We start from the raw sequence: 20,842 nt of genomic DNA on the forward strand, positions 1-20,842 counted from the left end.
CATAAAGGATAAATCTTGTTTTCCTTTTGCAAAATCAATGTTGTTGCTAGCGATAATTTCCGCGTCCGTCTTGCCCTCGCTTAAGTCGTTTTTGTATTTTTCTAGCCATTGTTGCGTTTTTTGGGTAATATATTTTGATTGTTCTTGTGCTATGGCTTGCGCTCGGGCTTTATCATCGATTTCCCTATATTTTGCTAAGTCTTTTTTGTAGTCTAAAATCTCTTTGTTTCCATTTTTTGCTTCTTTTTCAAACCATTCATCAAATTCTTTTACGCTTAGTTCTCTGCCCGCTCGCTCGTTTGCTTGTTTTTCAAAGTCGTTAAATCTTTTTTCTAGGCTTTTTTCTAATGCTAGCGTGTCAATGTCTTTGCTTAGATTTTGATTTTGCGCAGGCGTGTCTTTTGGTGTAGGTGTGTCTTTTTGCGCAGGGGTGTTTTGATACCCTCCCCCTTTGTCCCCCTCTACAAGGGAGGGGGAATCTTGCAACTTGTCCGCCTCCGCAAGGGAGGGGGAAATTGAGGTCATTGCCACGCAGATTTTGACTTGTCAAAAAAGCTCACAATGACAAACAAAATTCTACACAAATATCACTCGCCTAAAGCGTATTAACAATCTGTTTTTTTTTTTTTGTAGTATCGCTTTTTGAAAATTTTGCAAAAAGGACTCTAAATAATGAAAAACAAAAACTTAACGCACGATGAAATTGAAAAATTGAAAGAAAAACTCAAAGGGTGGTTTGAGAATCCATATCAGTTTAATAGTTGGATTTTGTTTAATTATCTTAATTTATCCAAAATGGATTCTAACAGCATCAATAAAGAGCGACTAAAGGAAAGTGTAGAAAATGACTTTGAGGGAAATTTCAACTCTATGAAAAGCAATAGCGGACATAATCACGGCAAAATCTTTATCGAGGAAAATGGTAAGGTTAGGCTTTATGAACCCATAGCGCAATTTATCATTGAGCAATATCAAAGCAAATTTAACAATGGAGGTAAGTAATGAACTTATTTAGAATTGTGGTGTTAGCTGGATTCTTGGTAAGTGGGCTAAGTGCATATTATATCGGTGGGGCGTATGTAACGCTTGTTGATTGCTCGTGGGGGCAATACGGCTATGAGTATGGGAATATCGGCACATACAAAGATAGCAATGGCAATCTTTATAGAGTGTTTTTTGGCAGCAATTATTGCCAATACTAACAGGTAAAAAGGAGTAAAAAATGAGGCAAGTGACAAATAAATTTGTGTTAGCGTTTATGATTTTTGCAACTATGGTATTAAATGCAGATGAAAAATTCACAGAACAAGAAAGGAAAGAACGATATCAGATGGGACAAGTATGGAAATTTATAAAAGATTGTGTTTTTGAAAAAGATTCAAATGCTTGTCAAATAGCTATTGCTCAATTTGCAGAACTAGGCTATTCGCCCGATAAATGTAATAAGGGAGAATTTTGGGCAGATTTTTGTTTTATGATAGCAGCGACTTATGGGCAAGCAGGAAATTATTTTATGAAACACAGATATAATGAAGTTCTTTGCCATATAAGGCAGATCCCTGACCAATGTTCGGAGGCAGGATTTAATTATTTTGGTGGAAAAGGTGTAAGGCAGGATTATGGCTTGGCAAAACAATACTATGGTAAAGCCTGCGATTTGGGAGACCAAGTGTCTTGTGATATATATCGTAAGATGAATGAAGCAGGGGTTAGATAATGGCAATAATCCATAAAGATATAATGAAAGAACATAAACCAAGTCGTAGTGTATCACAAAACAATCAAGTGTCTTGTAGATATTTTTCGAGTAGCACTTATTGGAACAAGCAATATTTTCAACTAGATATGGAAACAAGTGTTTCAAATATCCGCTTTGATAGAGACACGGCGATATTTTTAATAGATTTGCTTATCAAAGAATTTGACTTGCAAGCAGATATAAAAGTAAAAGTCTCTTTTAAGTAGATAAAATTTTATCCACACGACAAAAGAACTTCTATGAATAAATCGCTATAAAACTGCATAAAAATAAAAAAAAATGAATTTGTTAAATAAGTTGCATAAACAAGTTATAAAGATACTACTAATGGTATTGTGTGGTGCGTCTATGACTTATGGCAATGAAAAAGTAAGACAATGTATCAATTATCTAAGCATATCAGTAGAAAACACAAAAGAACACAAGATAAAAATGGAAGCTTGGAAAAATTACGAGAAAGAAAAAGAACGATTAAAAAAAGTAGGGGAAGAAATAAATGACAATAATATAAAGAAATGGAAAGTGTTTTTGGAGGCGTAGAAGGTAGAAGCAAACACAAAAGAACATAAACAACGAGAGACGATAAAAGAACAAACAATGCAGATTCTACAAAAACCAACCAAGACACAAAAAGAATTAAAAGCCATAAAATTATCAACAATGGCAATAGCACAAGCAATTAACGCAGAACAACAAGAACTACAACTACGAAATAGGGTATTAAATAACCAAGAAAAAAGATGAGCAACTAACGCACAAATGGGTTAATGCGCTAACAGAAAAAACACGAAAAAGATAATTTAGTACTATATGTTGTGTATTGTAATTTAATCAATTTGGATTAGAAAATATATTTTGCCTTGTGATTTTATAAAAGTTGTTATTTTATAAAAAATGTGCAAAGTTAGAATCTTTAAAAACATTGATAATGATATAATGTCTAAGTTTTTTATTTTGCAAAAAATCTAAAATCAAGTAGGAGTAACCAAAAATGCCTAGATTGATTCTTGCATTACTATGCTTTTTTATCAGCATCTGCACATTGCAAAGCGAGCAGATAAACGATGAGGATTTTAACGCTGCTTATAATCTATGCACGCAAGATAAACAAGCCCAAGCCTGTTTGCTACTAATCACTCAAGGGCTAGAAAGCCTAGAATCTTGCGAATCTAGCTGTAATGAAATCGGGCTTATCTATCATAATGCAAGTAGCGCACTAGAGGGCGAAGCACTTACAAATTACATAAAAATCGCTGTTGCTTATTATACAAAAGCCGCATTGCAAGGTAATATTTTAAGCGTGTATAATATAGGTATGATGTTTTATGAAGCACAAATGTATGATAAGGCAAAGGAATATTTTGACACGGCTTGCGAAAAAGGCTTTGCTAGGGCGTGCAATAATCTAGGCGTGCTATATCGCTCAGGCTTTGGTGTGCCTAAAAATTTAGCAAAAGCAAAATCATTATACGCGCAAGCGTGCGAAAACAAAGAGCCACTAGGCTGTCATAATTTAGGATTTATGTATGCTTTTGGTATAGGCGTTAGCCAAAATTTCCCATTAGCACAAAGTTATTTTGGCAAAGCGTGTGATTTAGGGCATACGCAATCTTGTGAAATAAATGTCAACAGATTGCAACGAGATGATTTACAAAAATTTGAAACACTTGATAACAACGATAAAGGCTTTGAGATTTAGGTAGATTTTTGATTAAAAATCTTTTTTTTTTTTTTTGCAAAATAGATTTTCGGGTTTGCAACCTAAATATGACAAAGAAATAAATTCACTCTATAAATTCTCAAACTTCTTTTAAAAAAAACTTCTTAAGAACAATATCCCTTAAACTTAAAATTTCTTATTTTTTATCTAGCACTTCAAATGCAGGCAAAATCTTGCCCTCAAGCAATTCTAAGCTAGCCCCACCGCCTGTGGAAATAAAGCTCATATTATCCCTCTCTCCTGCTTTTTCTACCGCATCTGCGGTATCTCCTCCACCGATTAGCGAAAACGCATAAGTCTCAGCGATAGCGTGTGCGAGGTTAAAAGTCCCGCGAGAGAATTGCGAAATCTCATAGATTCCAAGCGGTCCATTCCAAATTATTGTTTGACTTGCTTGTATGACTTCGTTAAATAGCTTTGTGCTAGCAGGTCCCATATCTACGGCTTTGTAGCCCTGTGGGACATCTTGGGCGGGGGTGATTTTGATATTTGTGTGGGTTTTTATGTCATCAGTGCTTACCACATCGACAGGCAAGTAGATTTTGACATTTTTTTCTTTGGCTTTTTGCAGTATTTTTTGTGCTTCATTGATTAAATCTTTTTCCACCATAGAATCCGCCATATCATAGCCAAGCGAGGCTAAAAAAGTGTTGCTCATCGCCCCGCCGATGATGATTTTATCCACTACGGATAAGATATTTTCTAGCAGGGCTAATTTTGAGCTTACCTTGCTTCCACCTACGATTAGTAGCACGGGTTTTAGCGGGTTTGCTAGGGCTTTAGCAAACGAATCTATTTCTTTTTTTAGCAAAAGTCCAGCCACTTTTTCTGTGACAAATTTGCTAACACCATAAGTGCTAGAATGCGCCCTGTGGCTTGTGCCAAATGCGTCATTTACAAACACATCGCAATGATTTGCTAAAGATTTGCTTAGCTCATCGCTATTTTTTTCTTCCCCCTCATAAAATCTAATATTTTCTAGCAATATAATACTTCCCTCCTCTGCTTGCTCTTGCAAAGAGGCAAGCGACTCGATAGAATCTGCAAACACCACATTTTTATCTAGCAATCTCTCTAATCTTTTTAAAATATGTTTTAGCGAAAATTCTGCTTGTTTGCCTTTGGGACGCCCTAGATGACTGACAAGCACGATACATTTTGGCTCATTATCCACGCAATAATTTATCGTAGGCAATGCCTCTCTTATGCGCGTATCATCGCTAATATCAAATTCCTCATCCATTGGCACATTAAAATCCACGCGAATCAAAATCCGCTTATTTTTTAGGCTAATATCTTTGACCGTCTTTACTTGTTGCATAAATGAAATGCCTGCTACTTGCTCCATTTGCGCTCCTTTTTTAGAGAAAATTTAGTGATATTGTGGCGATAAAAATAGTAGAAATTTTTTACTTTTAATGCGCGCAATCATACCATAAAAGCGAAAATCTTTAAGTCATTTTGGCAATTATGCTATAATTGCGTGTCTTATAAAAATAGCATAAATACGCATTAGCACAGCAAAGTAGCAAGTGCTAAAAACAAAACAAAAAGCGAGGCAAAGACGATGATAAAGATATTAAAAAGCACACAAAAAGATTTTGAAAAAGAGTTTGATAAAATCCTTTTGCGAGGAAGCGAGGATATAAGCGAGGTAACCCCAAAAGTAGAATCTATCTTGCGCGAAGTGCGAGAAAAAGGGCTTAATGCGCTATTATCACAAGTAGAGAGATTTGATAAATGGAATCCTAAAAGTTTGGAGGATTTGCAAATATCGCCAAAAGAATGTAAAGACGCCTATAACTCGCTAGATAAACGCACAAAAGAGGCTTTGCATATCGCTTATGAGAGAATCTATGCTTTTCATTCAAAAGAAAAAAAACAATCGTGGCTTGATTTTGAGGCAAATGGCAGTGTGCTAGGCGCAAAATATACACCTGTGGAGCGTGCGGGGCTATATATCCCAGGGGGCAAAGCTAGCTATCCTAGCTCACTTTTGATGAATGCGATTCCAGCAATCGTAGCGGGCGTGGATTCTATCGTTGTTTGCACGCCTACACCTCTAAAGCAGACAAATTCACTACTTTTAGCTGCATTGCATATTTGCAATATAAAAGAAATCTACAAAATCGGTGGCGCAAGCGCAGTAGGGCTAATGGCGTATGGAATCAAATCTAGCGAGAACAACACACAAATAAAAAAAGCCGATGTCATCACAGGACCGGGCAATATCTATGTAGCCACCGCAAAAAAGCTAGTCTTTGGTGAAGTAGGCATCGATATGATAGCTGGACCTAGCGAGATTGCTATCATCGCGGATTCTAGCGCAAATGCGGAGTATTTAGCGCACGATTTGCTATCCCAAGCCGAGCACGATGAAATGGCTAGCTCATTTCTTTTTACCCCCGATGAAAATCTAGCAAAAATAGTAAGTCAAAAAGTAGAGCAGATTTTAGAGTCTTTGCCAAAAAAAGCCATAGCAAAATCTAGCATTGATAATCGCGGTGCAATAATCATTTGCAATGATATAGCGCAAAGCGTGGAGTATTGCAATGCCCTTGCGCCAGAGCATTTAGAGCTAATGGTAGCAAATCCTTTTGAATTATTGCCAAGTATCAAAAATGCAGGAGCGATTTTTCTAGGACAAAATACGCCAGAACCCATAGGGGACTATCTAGCAGGACCAAATCACACGCTACCCACAGGTGGAAGTGCTAGATTTTTTTCTCCCTTAGGGGTGGAGCATTTTATGAAAAAAATCTCAGTGATTTATTTTTCAAACGAAGCGATAAACACGCTTGGCACGCCTTGTGCGCATTTAGCAGAGCTAGAGGATTTGCACGCACACGCAAAAGCCGTGCTTGCAAGAATCAAATCTTAATGTAGAAAAATCTTAAAATAGAGTAAAATCTAAAAAAATCCAAAAAAGATTTTGGCTATAATCCAAAATTTTTACAAACCAACACACAAAACCAAAACAAAGGACAAAATATGTGGGAAGAGCTAGATAATGGGCTAGAAGTATTACAAGGCGACCCTGTAAAAAAATGGTGCGAAATAATCCTAAACGCCTCGCCTACGCTTGCACAAAAAGAGCTAGAGAGAATGCTAGAAATGCTCGCAGTTTATGAACTAGCGTATGAAGAAAATGGCGGGGATTTGCGCAAATTTTTGCACACTCATAAAGAAGCCATAGAAGCAAAAAAACGCGATATTGCTATTGATTCTAGTGCAAAGATTTTGAGTGAAAATGAATAGATTTTAGCGGGTGTTTTTATGCGATTTTTTGTAGTTTTTGGATTTTTTTTTATGCTACTTGTGCCGCATTCTTTGCTAAATGCAGCACAGCCTGTGTGGGACTATGAGGAAAATCTAGTGCTAAAAAAAGATGAAATCTATCAAAAAAGTTTCCAAATCGCAGGTGTGCAAAAAGAGCTAAAATTTTATTGGACTTTGTATAAAAACTACGGACTTGTTGTAAATCTAAAATACGATAAATTCCCATATCAGTTTATTCTCTACACAGATTATGCGCGAAAAAGTTTTAAGATTCCTCTATCTAGGGCAGGGGATATTCGCGATATAGAAGTGTTTTTAAGTTTTTTAAAATACGACTATGAAAGCAAGGAGGCGACTCTTTGGCTAGGCGTGCTATATCCTCAAAAAATAAAAAGCGGGAGTTAGTCAAAGACTTTAAGATAGCACAAAGTTTTATAAAAATATCGCATTATCTTAAAGAAAACACAAAGCAAAATAAAGGTAAAATCTTAAAATTTTATATGTTTTTGGTAGCATTTTTTAAGGATTTTTATAGAAATTCTAAGGAGAGAAAATGGCAAGTGCGACAAACAAAAGCGGGCAATGCACGCAAAATGGGCAAGATTCAAGCAAAATCTTAGCCGATGATTTTTTGCCATTGATACAATCGCGCTGTGATGAATGGATAGCCAACCTAAAAAGCCCAAATATTGATAAAATCTACTCTGCGATAAAATCTGGCAAAATGCTACGAAGCAAGCTAGTATTTGCGATTTTAGGGCAAAAACTTTCAAATCCAAAATCCATAGATTCTACATTTTCTACCGACATTTTAGATTCTGCCATTAGTTTATGCGCAGTTATCGAGCTAGTGCAATGCGCGTCTTTACTGCACGATGATGTCATCGATGAAGCAAAGATGCGCAGAGGTGTGCCAAGTGTCAATGCCACATTTGGCAATAAAAATGCCATTATGCTAGGCGATGTGCTGTATTCAAAAGCATATTTTCATTTAGTGGATTTTCCTTTAAGCATTGCTAAAAGCATATCAAATGCCGTATGTGCGCTATCAAGAGGGGAGATAGATGATGTGCTTTACTCACGCGAGTTTCAGCCTAGCGTAGAAGTGTATTATAAGATTTTGGAGGATAAAACAGCCTCTTTAATCGCCTCAAGCGCAGAATCTAGCGCGATTTTGGCTGGGCTAGAATCATCTAAGTATTATGAGTATGGCAAAAATTTGGGGCTAGCGTTTCAAATCGTTGATGATTTGCTAGATATTACCCAAGATGAAGCGACTTTAGGCAAGCCAAGTATGAATGATTTGGCTGAGGGAAAAAGCACTTTGCCCTATATTTTGCTTTATGAAAAATTAGATTTTGCTACAAAAGATGAGTTTTTATCGCATTTTTACAAGCGAGATAGTGTGGCGATAGAGTGGTTTAAAAAATCATTTGACACATATAAAATCATACAAAACACCCAAAAAATCGCGCAAGATTTTATAAAAAAAGCCCTAAATGCAATCAAAGATGAGCAAAATCCTACTCTAGTGCAAATCGCAACTTCAATGATAGATAGGAGGTTTTGATGCAAGTGCAATATCTAGCCCTAAGTTTTTCGCACAAAAATACCCCCATAGATTTGCGTGAAAAGCTCGCATTTCCTCAAAGCGATTTTATGCAAAATGTGCAAAGTAGCTTTTTGCAAAATAACGGCGATAAATCTAGCAAAATCAGTAAAAATCCCTACAAAAAAGGCTCAATACAAGATTTTTTATTAACCCTAAAATCAAAAGTGCCAAGTCTAAAAGAAATCCTTTTGCTTAGCACTTGCAATCGTGTGGAGTTTTATATCATTACGCATAGCCCTGAAGAGTGCATAACAGCGGTGCTTGATAGCTTTGCGCTATCTCGTAAAATCCCGCTAAAAGAGCTAGAAAAACACTGCAAAATCGCACAAAATGCCGAAGCCTTGCACCATCTTTTTAGCGTGGTAAGCGGGCTAGATAGCGTAGTAATTGGCGAGACACAAATCGTAGGGCAAATCAAAAGTGCGTATAAGATGTGCTATGATTTGGGCGTATGCGGGCAAGAAATCACGCGTTTAGCACATTTTGCGTTTCGCTGTGGAGGGAGGGTAAGAAGCCAAACCCATATCGGCAAAACTCCGCTATCTGTGGCATCTGTGGCGGTAAAAAGGGCATTAGAATTTATCCATAAAACAAAAAAATCTACCAAAATCACAGAATCTAGCAATAAACTTTTGGCACAAAACCTCACGCAAAATTCACAAAATCTTGCAAAAAATATTTCGCAAAATCTAACGCAAAATCCACAAATAAGCGCACTTATCATCGGCGCAGGGGAGATGGGCAAACTTGTGATTAGGCATTTGCTAGATTCTAGGATTTCTATTGCCTTTGCTAATCGCACGCTATCAAATGCGAGTAATTTTTTGTGCGAGTTGCAAGAAGAGGGCAAAGATATTAGCAATATTACGCTTTTGGATTATAAAAGTCTAAAATCCACACTTGATGATTTTACGCTTGTCTTTTGCGCTACGGGGGCTAGCAGGGCGATTATCAAAGAGGCAAAATCTAGGGATTTTAAGCGGGCGTGGTTTGATTTGTCTGTGCCTAGAAATATCGAAGTAGCAAAAATCCCAAAAGATTTGCATATTTTTTGCGTAGATGATTTAAAACGAACCATAGATGAAAATCTAGTCGGCAAAAAAATCCAAGCCCACCAAGCCTACGCCATTATCGGCAATGCTGTAGGGGAATATTTCTCGTGGGTGCAGAGCTTTGATGTGTTGCCACTGATTAAGACGATGAGAGAAAATGCTAAGATTGCAAGCCTGCAAGAGTTGCAAAGGGCTATCAAAAAAGGCTACTTGCCTAAAGAGCTAGAAAACGAAGTCAAAATCATCTTGCACAATGCGTTTAATGTGTTTTTGCATAATCCCACGCTAATGCTAAAAGAGCTAGCAAATACCCAAGAGGGCGATAGCATAATCGATGCGACAAAAAGGGTTTTTAACGAAATGCCACTAAGCAAAAAAGAAGCAAGAGAGAGGGCAAAAACACATAATAAAAATCAAACAAGGGAAGCGATAGAATCAAAAGCAAATGAATTTTTTGGCACAAATCAAAATGCAAAATCTAAAGATTTGCAAGAAGCAAAAGAAACAAAAGAATCTACAAAATCCAAAAGAGCGGATTTTATCAATCGCTACAAATGCGAATACGACACGACTTCTACGCCTTAATGCGTATCAAAATGCGTGAAATGCGTTTAATTTTGTCGCAAAATCTAACCAAAAGGACATAAATGCTTTTTTCAAAAATGCTACTCCCAACTAGCAAAGAATCCCCAAAAGACGCCATCTTAAAAAGTCATCAATACCTCGTGCGAGCGGGCTATATCCACCAAATAGGAAGCGGAATCTATAATTTTTTGCCATTAGGCAAAATCGTCCTAGAAAAAATCAGCCAAATCGTGCGAAATAGACTAAATGAAGCGGGAGCGCAAGAAGTATTGTTAAGTTTTGTAACACCTGAGGAGCTATGGCAAAAAAGCGGGCGAAATCAAAATTATGGCAAAGAACTTTTGCGTTTTAGCGACAGAAAAAACACGCCATTTTTGCTAGCCCCCACGCACGAAGAGAGCGTAACAGAGCTAGCAAAAACCTACATAAAATCATATAAATCCCTCCCGCTAAACCTCTATCAAATCCAGCTAAAATTTCGCGATGAGCTTCGTCCTAGATTTGGTCTACTTCGCACGAGAGAATTTATAATGAAAGATGGATATAGTTTTCACGCAAATAGCGCGGATTTGGATAGGGAATTTAACCTTATGCACAAAACATATAGCGCGATTTTTAGCGATTTGGGATTAGATTTTCGCTGTGTAGAGGCAGATAGCGGGGCGATAGGTGGGAGTGGGAGCAAAGAATTTATGGTGCTAGCAAGCAGTGGGGAAGATACGCTAGCCGTGTGCCAAAACTGCGAATATGCAGCAAACCTAGAAGTAGCAAGACGCGCTAAAAGGCAAACTCCGTGTGATAAAAATGGAGAGAAAATCCTGCCACCAAAAGCGGATTTTGCCAAATTTTCTACACCAAATGTTAGAAGCATTAGCGATTTGTGCGCGTTTTTTCATATCAATCCTTTTTTTACCATCAAAGCGGTAGTAAAAAAATATACCAAAAAAGCTGACAACCTAGAATCCACAAGCACCAAATCTAAACAAACAACAAAACCAACAAAAATAGATTCTGCTCAAAATCAACATTTAAATCAAAATCTAGCAAATCAAAATCTTGCAAATTTACAAGAGGATTTTGCTGTGTTTTTCTTGCGTGGCGATGATGAGCTAGAGGAGATAAAAGCCTTAAACGCGCTAAATGCAAATGGTTTTAACGCATTAGAATTGCTCGATGCAAGCGAGAGTGAGCTAGAAAATCTAGGGCTTATAGCGGGCAGTATTGGCGCGTATTCTTTGCGCGCTATTATCGGGGAAAGAGCGATTATTTTTGATAATGACTTAAATGGTGCAAGCGATATGATTTGTGGCGCAAATGAGAGGGAAAAGCATTTTGTGGGGGTGGATTTAGATACTTTTGAAAATCTTGTGTTTGCGGATTTAGCAGTGGTGAAAGAGGGTGATATTTGCGCAGATTGTGGTGGGAAAATCATTCATAAAAAAGGCATTGAAATAGGGCATATTTTTAAGCTAGGGGATAAATACTCTGCCCCCCTGCAAGCAAAGTTTTTAGATGAAAATGGCAGAGAAAAACCCTTTATTATGGGGTGTTATGGCATAGGCATTAGCAGGATTTTGAGTGCGATTTTGGAGCAAAAAGCCGATGAAAAAGGCTGTGTGTGGAGCAGGGCAGTCGCGCCATTTGCCCTGCAAATCATTATCGCAAATATCAAAGATAAAATCCAATATGATTTTGCTTTCGCGCTTTATGAGAGCCTAAAACAAGTAGGCGTAGAAGTAGCCCTTGATGATAGGGATTTGCGTTTTGGTGCGAAAATGGCAGATTTTGAGCTTATGGGTAGCGCAAACTATGCCTTACTTGTTGGCAAAGGATTAGAATCTAATCGCGTAGAAATCATCAAACGAGATGGTTTGCAAAAAAGCGAGATAGATTCTAGCAGTGTATTAGAACAAGTGCTAAAAATCATCAAATAACGCCTAAAATAAGGGGTTTTAGATTTTTATATTTTTTAGATTTTGAGATTGCAAAATATGGCAGATTAAATGGAATCACTTTTGCAAGGCATAAAAATAGTAAAAAATTACAAAAAAGGAAGCAAATGCCAACACTTATCATCATCGGCTATATTGCCCTAGAACTACTTAGCTTTAGCCTGTGGGCAAGCACGCTTGGATTTTTTAGCCTTTTTTTAGAGATTGTGGGTAGTGGATTTTTGGGACTATGGCTTTGGTCATCGCGCACGCGCTCGCTTAGTGCCTCGCTAAATGATATTATTTATTTTATGTATGAGGGGCGGATTTTGGATTTGCTAAAAAGCAATATGCTTTTTTATCTTGGCGCGATTTTGCTGATTTTGCCCGGTTTGGCTGGCGATAGCGCGGGTGTGATTTGCATTTTAGCTAGCTTTTTGATACAGCCAAAACCGCTTGATAGCGACTTTACGCGAGATTTGCGCGCAAGACAAAAGCACCAACATAGCGAATATCAACAATTTGATTTTGATTCCAAACCAAAAAATAACAACGCTAACGATGATGATATTATCGAAGTGGAAATCATTGATGAAAGCAAAGAGCAAAAACCCTCTATCCAACAAAAAAGCGGCAAAAAAGATGCAAAAAACAAGGATAAAAATGGATAGAAAAAATCTGCGTAATTGCTATTTAGACGCGCTAAAAAAGCAAAATCTAATCATAGGCACGCGTGGAAGTGCGCTTGCTTTGTGGCAGGCAAGGCATATCAAAACGCGACTAAAAGATGAACTAGGGATAGAATCTACCTTGCAAATTGTAAAAACCAAAGGGGATAAAATCCTAGATGTCCCGCTTGCAAAAATCGGTGGCAAGGGACTTTTTACCAAAGAATTAGAAGAGCTTTTATTAGGTGGCAAGATTGATTTGGCTGTGCATTCGCTAAAAGATGTGCCTGTGGAATTGCCAAAAGGGCTAATGCTAGCTAGCATAACAAAGAGAGAAGATGCGCGTGATTGCTTACTTAGCTATCAATATCCTAGCTTAGAATCCTTGCCAAAAGGGGCAAAAATCGGCACAACTTCTTTGCGTAGGGCTATGCAGATTTTAGCCAAACGCCCTGATTTAGAGACGCTTTCGCTAAGGGGAAATCTCCAAACGAGGCTAAAAAAGCTAGAATCTAGCGAATTTCACGCCATAATGCTAGCAGCTGCTGGGCTAAAAAGACTTAGCATAACGCGCGAGCAAATCCCGCATATAACGCCATTTTCAACCGATGAGATAATCCCTGCTATGGGGCAGGCTTGTCTTGGGATAGAATGCAAAAATGATGAGTCAAACCTCATACTTGCCCTAGAATCTCTAAGCGATGATGAAGCGCAAATCTGTGCGGGGGCGGAGAGAGAGTTTGTGCGGGTGCTAGAGGGAGGGTGTCAAGTGCCTATCGGAGTGCATTGTGAAATCATAAAATCTAGCACGGAGAAAGATGTAACAAACACGCAAGCTATCATAAAAATAAATGCGATAATAGGACTGCCAAATGGAGAAAAAATCTTAAAAGAATCTATCCAAAAACAACTCATCACAAACGAGATTTGCTCCTCAAAAAGCACGCAATCCACAAAAACTATCAAAACTACAAAATCTACGCAACCTACAAAAAAGATTTTGCAACAAACACTTCCGCAAAAAGAAAATCTACAAGCAATACAAAATCTAGCAAACGCGATGGCAAGAGAGCTAGCACAAAAAATGATAGCGCAGGGCGCAAAAGAGATTTTGCAAGAGGCACTTAGTTTTTGGGATTAGATTTTGTGATATTTTTTTAGCATATTTTTTTTGAATTGTTATTTTATAAAAAATGCTAAAATCCTAACTTTGTTTTAATTTGTTTCGCGCTTTAATCAATCAAAATCCATAAACTAACAAACAAAATAACAATAAGCGAGAATCTAACCAAATGAGCCAAACTACAAATACTATTTCACCCCAAAATCTAAAAGAATACTTTATCAAAACCACGCAATCACTAGGGATTCAAACTAGAATCGTGCCTTGCTCTTTGGAGCTAGAATTTGCACCATTACAAAATCTAGATAGCGAAAAAATCGCAAAAGAATATCAAATACTAGGCGAGCAGGGTAGCAACACCATAAGTCAAGCGATGAGCTACTTGCACAAAGAGGGCGATAGCACAGATGCAATGATTATCGAGCTTTTATCACAGATTTACCAAAAAGTCTCAAGGATAGAGCGCGTAGTGATGAAAACAAGCGATGAATTTGTAGCATTAGAGTGCAGTGCTAGCATTGCAGCATTTGGACACGGAGTGATATGTTGCAAAGAAGAATGCTTTGGGGTAGGGGATAGCTATTATGCTAGGTTTGTTTTGCCAAATATTTTGCAAAGGACTATTGGCGTATATGCCAACGCCCTAAGCCCACAAATCTTACAATTTACCTCCATACATTCTAGCGATGTGAGTGCGCTAGATAACTTTATAGCTTCTAAAGAAATGGAGCAACTTAGAAAAGCAAAGGATAAAAAATGTTAGCAGCGATAGATAAGGAAATGTTGTTTTTCTGCCTTGTGGGTGTTGGATTTTGTGTGGTGTGCTTGTTTGTCTATGTGGTGGCAAAAGATAGGGATACTAACAAACGATTGCAAAGGTTTGAAAGCGCGCTTACAAGCCTTGCAAAAGAAATCTATAAAACCCAAAAAGGTGTGGAAAAATTTGAACAAGAGGGCAATAAAATAGATTTTCTAAACGCCACAGATAGTGGCATAAGCACGCTAGGAGCAAACGAAAATGTCAAAACCTCATTGCAAGAAAAAATCACATCTATGAGCAAAAAAGTAAATGAACTAGACAAAGACATAGATATGCTAAAAAGCCATTATGATGAAAAAATCATTAGTTTGGAAAATAAACTAAAAGAATATGGGCATTTCACAAGTGGCGGTGGCGATATAGATGAGAAAAAAATCGTTGAAATGTTTCAAGATGGCTTTAGTATTGATTCGATTGCAAAACAGCTTCGTATTGGGCGTGGCGAGGTAGAATTTACCCTAAAACTTGCAAATATCAGCTCTCCTAGCTCAAAATAAGCGCATAAAATAAAATGTATGAATAAAATAAGTTACCAAGTAAATTTATAAGGTTTTTTCTTGTTACAACTCGCAGAATTTTTCTCTAACCCCAAAGAAATTTGCAGTTATTTTGGCGATAGATGCTCGCATTTTCGATATTTTTATATTCAGCATTGCACAAGGGAATTTTGTCAGGGGTTAATTGAGCGAGGCTGGAGGCGATTTGGCGAGTATTTTTTTGTGCCAATTTGTGCGGGGTGCAAAGAGTGCATTTCGATTAGGCAACTTGTAAGCAAATTTGAGCCAAATAAATCCCAAAAGCGAATAATCGCAAAAAATACCGATACGCTTATCACTATCACTCGTCCAAGTGTCGATGATGAGCGTTTGTCTCTGTATGAAAGTTATCACAAAGCGATGAATATAAAAAAAGGCTGGAGCTATCGCGGAATCACAAAAGAAATATATAGCGATAATTTTGTCTATGGATATAATAGCTTTGGATATGAAATCACTTATCGTAGAAATGGGAATCTAGTTGGCGTTGGGTATTTTGACTTGCTAGGAAATAGCATTTCTTCGATTTATTTTTTTTATGACCATGATTTTGCAAATCTTAGTCTTGGCACTTTTAATATTTTGACCCAACTACTAATCGCAAAACGCAAAAATCTTATTTATTTTTATCCGGGATATTGGATAAAAAATCATTATAGTATGGGGTATAAAGAGCATTTTAGACCATTTGAGGAGCTACTAAATACACCTGATATTTTTGAAACGCCCATTTGGAAACCCTACCTTGCAGAATCTACCAAAAACAATAATCTAAAATCTAGTATGGATTCTAATGCAAAAGTGCTAGATTCTAAACAAAAATCTAGCCCCCAATCTAGCCAAACTACCATAAAATCTATCCCAAAAACAAATACAAAAACAAATGCGAACACAAGCGCAAAAACAAGCGTAGGCTAAAAAGCAAAATCTAGCCAAATAAAAAACACCTAAAAACCACACCTCAATAAAAAGGACAACAAATGCCACAAAATCAGCCAAATAACATAAAAAATCACACGCAAAAAAACACGCAACAATACGCAAAAAACACCGCAAAACACGCCCTAAGCAACAAATTATCAATTCTTTTTGGTAAATTTGCAAACTATCCATTCCCGCGCTTTTTTCAAGCGATTGTAAATTCTGTATATGTGAGGATTTTTCATATTGATTTAAGCGATTTTGCCCCTGCGCATACTTACCCTACGCTAAATGCGCTTTTTACGCGCTCTTTGGCTAAATCTCGCAGTTTTGATACAGACCCAAAAACGCTTATTTCCCCAAGCGATAGTGTGATAATGGAGCAGGGCAAAATCTTTGTTGAGGATAGTGCTCTAAAAGCCCTGCAAATCAAAGGAATGTCCTATGCCATAGATGAGTTTTTGGGGGAAAGCGCCACAAACCTAACCGCGCTAGATTCTGCAAAATCTCTTAGCTTTATCAATCTATATTTATCCCCTAGCGATTATCATCACTATCACGCGCCCTGTGATATGAAAATCTTAGAAGTGCGCTATTTTGGCGGTGTGCTTTTGCCTGTAAATCCACCCTCTTTACGCAAAAACCAAAATCTATTTATACAAAATGAACGAGTGGTGGTGGTAGCAGAGGATTTGCGCGGACAAAGGCTGTATTATGTCGCAGTAGGTGCGCTAAATGTCGGCAAAATGATTTTTCATTTTGAGCCAAAAATCCAAACAAACGCCCAGCCAAATGCAAAAGAAATATATCACTACAATCCACCCATAGAAGTCAAAAAAGGCGATGAGTTAGGGACATTTATGATGGGCTCTACTATCGTGCTTATCGCACAAGGACTATTTTTGCAATCACAAACGGGCACAAAAGTTAAGCAAGGTGATATTATCGCTTCGCTAGAATCTTAAAAAACAAAATCTTTATGAAGTAAAATCTAAATGTATTTTGATAAAGAAGCACTATTTTTACGCCTATTGCAATCTAGCAATGTGCTAAAAGGCGTAGGAGATGATGGGGTATTGCTAGCAAAATCTAACATAAAATCTAATAACACATTTTTTGCAACTAAAAATTTTGCTAACCAAAAACGATTTGCTAGGATTATGGATTTTGCTAGTGGTTTTATCATCGCAAATGACGGATTTTGCGAGGGAATCCATTTTAAAAGAGAATGGCTTAGTTTGGAGCAAATCGCCCAAAAAGCAATGCTTGTAAATATCTCAGACATCATAGCGATGAACGCACGGCCAAAATACGCGCTATGTAGCGTTGTCCTGCCAAATCTTAGCCCAAATGAAATATCACAAATCACAACCGCGCTAAGCAATGTGGCAAAAGATTTTGGCATAGTATTTATCGGTGGAGATACGATGAGCGGGGGTAGATTAGATTTTCACATTACGCTTTTTGGCATTCCACAGGGCAAAATCCTAACGCGCAAAGGATTAAAAAAAGGGGATTTAGTGTTTTGCACGGGCAGGGTAGGGGAGTGCCTAAAATCATTGCGATTTTTGCAAAATCAAACGGCTATAAACAACCAAAACAATAGCAAAAAATGCTTAGGGCAGGGCAAAACACAACAAAATCAACAAATTAGCACAAAATCAAAACGATTCTCTCGCTTTGTAGCTCCAACACTTCGGGCTAACTTTGTCCAATCTATAGCTAATTTTGCGCATTGTGGGCTTGATATTTCTGATGGCGTGTATGCCGAGCTAAATCGCTTAAGCGCGCTAAATCATTTAGGATTTTGTTTAGCAAAATCTGCAAAAAATATTAAATCAAACACTAAATTAGCAAAAAATACAAAACCCATAAAATCCTGCATTATCCTGCCTAAAATCCTGCAAAAAAATGCCTATCTAAGTGGCGAAGAATATGAAATGCTTTTTGCTATCTCGCCAAGAGATAAACTAGCCCTAGCGCGCAAAGCCAAGCAATCGCGCACGCCGCTATGTTTTGTCGGCACTGCCAAGACACAAAAAACGCAATTTAGTGCAAAAATATGGCATTAGGCTAACATAGATTTTACTTTTAGAATATTGAAATATTTTTTTGAAAAAATCTTTATAGAATTTTTCAAAAAATATTGTCAAAAAATTCGTAAAAAATTTTCTTAAAAAGCATTGCTTTTTGGAAACTAAAGTTATATAATCGCGCTTGTTTTGAGATAAATTTCCCTCACAAAAACACAACAAATCACAAAAACTAAAACCACAAAACTAAAGTTTGCTACAAATGGATTTTACAAATGCTCTTAAGCCAGTGTGTAGCCTTTTGTAGCAGAATTTAAGGAGTTAAAAATGGAAGCACAAATCTCACAAAAACAAAACCTGCAAAATCCACAAACTAGCACTCAAAATCTTTCTTCTACCATCATTACAAACACCGCTTCTTTGAACCAGCCAAATTCAATAAATACACTAAAAAACAAAGATTCTCTAAGTATGAATCTAAAAAAGCCAAAACAAGATTTTCCAAAACGCATAAAACGATATATTGGCTATGGAATCATTACGACACTAGCCCTGCTTTTGCCATTTATTAGCATAAATGGGCATCAGCTATTTTTGTTGTCTTTTGTGCATAAAGAATTGCACCTTTTGGGAGTGGTTTTTAGCGTGCAGGAGCTATATCTTATGCCATTTTTGTTGATATTGCTTTTTATTGGGATATTTTTTATGACGACTTTGGGAGGGCGCGTATGGTGCGGGTGGTGCTGTCCGCAAACGATTTTTCGTGTCATATATAGGGATTTAATCGAAACAAAGATTTTAGGACTTCGCAAACGAATCAATGATAAGCAAAAAAAACCAGATTACGCACTCTTTAGCAACAAAATCAAAAAGGCGTTGGGAGTAGTGATTTTTGCGTGTTTATCGCTAATTGTATCGGCGAATTTTTTATTTTTATTTATGCCACCAAATGAATTTTTTAGCTATATAGCAGATGCACAACATCACACTATCGCTGTGGGAGCGTGGCTAGCAATCGCGGCATTTCTCACATTTGATGTTACACTTATGGCAGAGGGATTTTGTATCTATGCCTGTCCCTATGCGCGCGTACAATCTGTAATGTATGATGATGATACGCTAATGGCGATTTATGATACCAATCGTGGTGGAGCGGTATATGCACCAAGCGGAATCAAAAACGAGCTAGCACCAAAAAAGCAAAATCCAGCCAATGAATGCACAAACTGCGTAGCCTGCGTAAAAGTCTGCCCCACTCATATCGACATACGAAAAGGAATGCAGCTAGAATGTATCAACTGCTTAGAATGTGTCGATGCGTGTAGCGAGGTAATGGCGCATTATAATCGCCCTAGCCTTGTGCGCTGGAGCTCGCCAAATGCTGTGGCTACAAACAGCGGCGTTAGATTTTTTAGGACAAAGACAATCGGCTATATTGCCGTGCTTTGCGTGATATTTGCCATACTCATTGCTATGAGTGGCAAAAAAGAGCCAATGCTACTAAATGTCGATAGAAACACCCAAGCCTATGAAATCCGCAAAAGTGGTGCGGTGGATAACTACTATACTTTCCTTTTCCAAAATACCGATACACAGGCACACGATTTTTATTTCGAGGTGGTGGATAATAAAAATATAAGGATTTTAGAGCCTAGCGAGGCTGTGCGAGTAGAGCCAAATGGCAAGGTCAAAAAAGCAGTCGCATTGCGCGTGCAAAATCCGCTAGATTTTGCGCTAGAATCAAAAGATTTGCGCGAAAAACTAATCATACGCGCTTATGCGATAGATGATGATGAGATTTTTGTAGAGAGGGAGAGCTTTTTTGTCTATCCTAGCAAAAAACGCATAGAGGCAAAGGCAAGGAAGTAAGGAAGTAGTTTTTAGGTGCGAGGTGCGATAGGTTAGGGAGTGTAGCACGCGCAAATTTGGCAGAATATTTTTTAAGATAAGTTTTTTGTGGCTTGATTTTAGGGTTTTTTAGGATTTTGGAGGGGTAGGGTGGGGTTTTATTTGAAAAATGTGTTTTTGGTGGTTTTTGTTTTTGTGGTTGATTTTGTCAAATTTGGCAACAAAATGCGCAAAATTAAACTTAATTTATGCCTTTTTTGTGTAAAATCACGCCTTTATCTTACCAATCAGGAGGTCAGTTATGGCTTTGGATACGGCAAAAAAAAGCGAGATTATTAGTAAGTTTGCGCGAGATAGCAAGGATACAGGTTCTTCAGAAGTGCAGGTGGCTTTGCTTAGCGAGCGCATTTCATCTCTTACTAACCACTTGAAAGAAAACCCAAAAGACCATTCAAGTAGATTAGGACTGCTAAAGCTAGTAGGCAAGAGAAAGCATTTGCTAAAATATCTAAAAAATACCAAATACGAAACCTACGCCAAACTTATCGAGACACTAAAAATCAAAGATAGATAAGTTTTTTTGGCAAGACTTTTTGTATTTATATTTTAGGCAGAATCCAACAAGCGCAAAAATTTGTTTTTAGTTTTTGTGTGTATTTTTTGGATTCTGCTTTTTTTTACTCATATCTTACTTATGAAAACTATAATTTTCATTTGTTTTCATATTTTTTGCATTTATTGCAATCCGTAAATTTTTTGAATTTTCGTTTAGTAATAAATTTAAAATCAACTTTTTGCTTCTTAATTTTAACGCGATAAACTATATATAAGCGATATTAGCCCATAAGCAACGCCACAAGCAACCACACTCAACAAAAAATAAAGGCTCTCTTTAACTTAAGCTCACATGAAGGAGTCTTAAGTTATTATGTACACGATGAAAAACAAGTATATA

The 20,842-nt window shown here is 37.4% G+C and carries 24 protein-coding genes; 22 read left to right on the top strand and 2 right to left on the bottom strand.

The window, feature by feature from the left end; translation table 11 throughout:
- Positions 1 to 531, bottom strand: a 531-nt coding sequence (locus ACWIX0_RS09725) for a hypothetical protein (RefSeq protein WP_454173810.1), incomplete at its 3' end; no start/stop codon positions are given.
- A gap of 141 nt (positions 532 to 672) precedes the next feature.
- Here ACWIX0_RS09725 and ACWIX0_RS09730 point away from each other — a divergent pair.
- From ACWIX0_RS09730 to ACWIX0_RS09760, 7 genes are all read left to right on the top strand, one after another.
- Positions 673 to 1,002 (top strand): hypothetical protein, encoded by a 330-nt coding sequence (locus tag ACWIX0_RS09730; RefSeq protein ID WP_454173811.1) that lies wholly within the window; start codon positions 673 to 675, stop codon positions 1,000 to 1,002.
- Positions 1,002 to 1,202, top strand: coding sequence for a hypothetical protein (locus tag ACWIX0_RS09735; protein WP_454173812.1), 201 nt, complete (start codon positions 1,002 to 1,004; stop codon positions 1,200 to 1,202). The genes ACWIX0_RS09730 and ACWIX0_RS09735 overlap by 1 nt, the downstream gene beginning before the upstream one ends.
- Before the next feature lie 20 nt (positions 1,203 to 1,222).
- Positions 1,223 to 1,717 (top strand): hypothetical protein, encoded by a 495-nt coding sequence (locus ACWIX0_RS09740; protein WP_454173813.1) that lies wholly within the window; start codon positions 1,223 to 1,225, stop codon positions 1,715 to 1,717.
- Positions 1,717 to 1,965, top strand: a complete 249-nt coding sequence (locus ACWIX0_RS09745; protein WP_454173814.1) for a hypothetical protein — start codon at positions 1,717 to 1,719, stop codon at positions 1,963 to 1,965. Before ACWIX0_RS09740 ends, ACWIX0_RS09745 begins: the two co-directional genes overlap by 1 nt.
- 121 nt (positions 1,966 to 2,086) lie before the next feature.
- A complete protein-coding gene (locus tag ACWIX0_RS09750; RefSeq protein WP_454173815.1) occupies positions 2,087 to 2,299 on the top strand; it encodes a hypothetical protein in 213 nt (70 codons plus the stop codon).
- A gap of 57 nt (positions 2,300 to 2,356) precedes the next feature.
- Entirely contained in the window at positions 2,357 to 2,503 is a 147-nt protein-coding gene (locus tag ACWIX0_RS09755; protein WP_454173816.1) for a hypothetical protein, read from the top strand.
- A 247-nt stretch (positions 2,504 to 2,750) separates the two neighbouring features.
- A complete protein-coding gene (locus ACWIX0_RS09760; RefSeq protein WP_454173817.1) occupies positions 2,751 to 3,458 on the top strand; it encodes a tetratricopeptide repeat protein in 708 nt (235 codons plus the stop codon).
- 157 nt (positions 3,459 to 3,615) lie between these two features.
- Here the strand turns inward: ACWIX0_RS09760 and ACWIX0_RS09765 are convergent, their stop codons facing one another.
- Positions 3,616 to 4,827, bottom strand: a complete 1,212-nt coding sequence (locus tag ACWIX0_RS09765; RefSeq protein ID WP_454173818.1) for a phosphoglycerate kinase — start codon at positions 4,825 to 4,827, stop codon at positions 3,616 to 3,618.
- 222 nt (positions 4,828 to 5,049) lie between these two features.
- Between ACWIX0_RS09765 and hisD the strand changes: the two genes are divergently transcribed.
- From hisD to rpsO, 15 genes are all read left to right on the top strand, one after another.
- Complete coding sequence (gene hisD / locus ACWIX0_RS09770) at positions 5,050 to 6,360, top strand: histidinol dehydrogenase (protein ID WP_454173832.1); 1,311 nt, start codon at positions 5,050 to 5,052, stop codon at positions 6,358 to 6,360.
- 110 nt (positions 6,361 to 6,470) lie between these two features.
- Entirely contained in the window at positions 6,471 to 6,737 is a 267-nt protein-coding gene (locus ACWIX0_RS09775; RefSeq protein ID WP_454173819.1) for a DUF2018 family protein, read from the top strand.
- An 18-nt stretch (positions 6,738 to 6,755) separates the two neighbouring features.
- Positions 6,756 to 7,163: a hypothetical protein gene (locus tag ACWIX0_RS09780; RefSeq protein ID WP_454173820.1), complete on the top strand. Its 408-nt coding sequence runs from the start codon at positions 6,756 to 6,758 to the stop codon at positions 7,161 to 7,163.
- Between the two features lie 148 nt (positions 7,164 to 7,311).
- Entirely contained in the window at positions 7,312 to 8,328 is a 1,017-nt protein-coding gene (locus ACWIX0_RS09785) for a polyprenyl synthetase family protein (RefSeq protein ID WP_454173821.1), read from the top strand.
- Positions 8,328 to 10,007: a glutamyl-tRNA reductase gene (locus ACWIX0_RS09790; RefSeq protein ID WP_454173822.1), complete on the top strand. Its 1,680-nt coding sequence runs from the start codon at positions 8,328 to 8,330 to the stop codon at positions 10,005 to 10,007. Before ACWIX0_RS09785 ends, ACWIX0_RS09790 begins: the two co-directional genes overlap by 1 nt.
- 62 nt (positions 10,008 to 10,069) lie before the next feature.
- The gene (locus ACWIX0_RS09795) at positions 10,070 to 11,941 is read left to right on the top strand and encodes a proline--tRNA ligase (protein WP_454173823.1); all 1,872 of its coding nucleotides are present in this window, start codon (positions 10,070 to 10,072) and stop codon (positions 11,939 to 11,941) included.
- Positions 11,942 to 12,066: 125 nt separating this feature from the next.
- Positions 12,067 to 12,609 (top strand): FxsA family protein, encoded by a 543-nt coding sequence (locus tag ACWIX0_RS09800; protein WP_454173824.1) that lies wholly within the window; start codon positions 12,067 to 12,069, stop codon positions 12,607 to 12,609.
- Positions 12,602 to 13,747: a hydroxymethylbilane synthase gene (gene hemC / locus ACWIX0_RS09805; protein WP_454173825.1), complete on the top strand. Its 1,146-nt coding sequence runs from the start codon at positions 12,602 to 12,604 to the stop codon at positions 13,745 to 13,747. The genes ACWIX0_RS09800 and hemC overlap by 8 nt, the downstream gene beginning before the upstream one ends.
- Before the next feature lie 151 nt (positions 13,748 to 13,898).
- Complete coding sequence (locus tag ACWIX0_RS09810; protein WP_454173826.1) at positions 13,899 to 14,492, top strand: hypothetical protein; 594 nt, start codon at positions 13,899 to 13,901, stop codon at positions 14,490 to 14,492.
- Positions 14,486 to 15,046, top strand: coding sequence for a DUF6115 domain-containing protein (locus ACWIX0_RS09815; protein WP_454173827.1), 561 nt, complete (start codon positions 14,486 to 14,488; stop codon positions 15,044 to 15,046). The genes ACWIX0_RS09810 and ACWIX0_RS09815 overlap by 7 nt, the downstream gene beginning before the upstream one ends.
- Before the next feature lie 60 nt (positions 15,047 to 15,106).
- Complete coding sequence (locus ACWIX0_RS09820; protein WP_454173828.1) at positions 15,107 to 16,003, top strand: arginyltransferase; 897 nt, start codon at positions 15,107 to 15,109, stop codon at positions 16,001 to 16,003.
- A 62-nt stretch (positions 16,004 to 16,065) separates the two neighbouring features.
- Positions 16,066 to 16,971, top strand: a complete 906-nt coding sequence (locus tag ACWIX0_RS09825; protein WP_454173829.1) for a phosphatidylserine decarboxylase — start codon at positions 16,066 to 16,068, stop codon at positions 16,969 to 16,971.
- 30 nt (positions 16,972 to 17,001) lie between these two features.
- Positions 17,002 to 18,078 (top strand): thiamine-phosphate kinase, encoded by a 1,077-nt coding sequence (locus ACWIX0_RS09830; protein WP_454173830.1) that lies wholly within the window; start codon positions 17,002 to 17,004, stop codon positions 18,076 to 18,078.
- 432 nt (positions 18,079 to 18,510) lie between these two features.
- Complete coding sequence (gene ccoG / locus ACWIX0_RS09835; protein WP_454173833.1) at positions 18,511 to 19,908, top strand: cytochrome c oxidase accessory protein CcoG; 1,398 nt, start codon at positions 18,511 to 18,513, stop codon at positions 19,906 to 19,908.
- Between the two features lie 280 nt (positions 19,909 to 20,188).
- Positions 20,189 to 20,461: a 30S ribosomal protein S15 gene (rpsO, locus tag ACWIX0_RS09840; protein ID WP_454173831.1), complete on the top strand. Its 273-nt coding sequence runs from the start codon at positions 20,189 to 20,191 to the stop codon at positions 20,459 to 20,461.
- Positions 20,462 to 20,842 lie beyond the last annotated feature (381 nt).

The organism is Helicobacter sp. T3_23-1059, assembly GCF_053654515.1.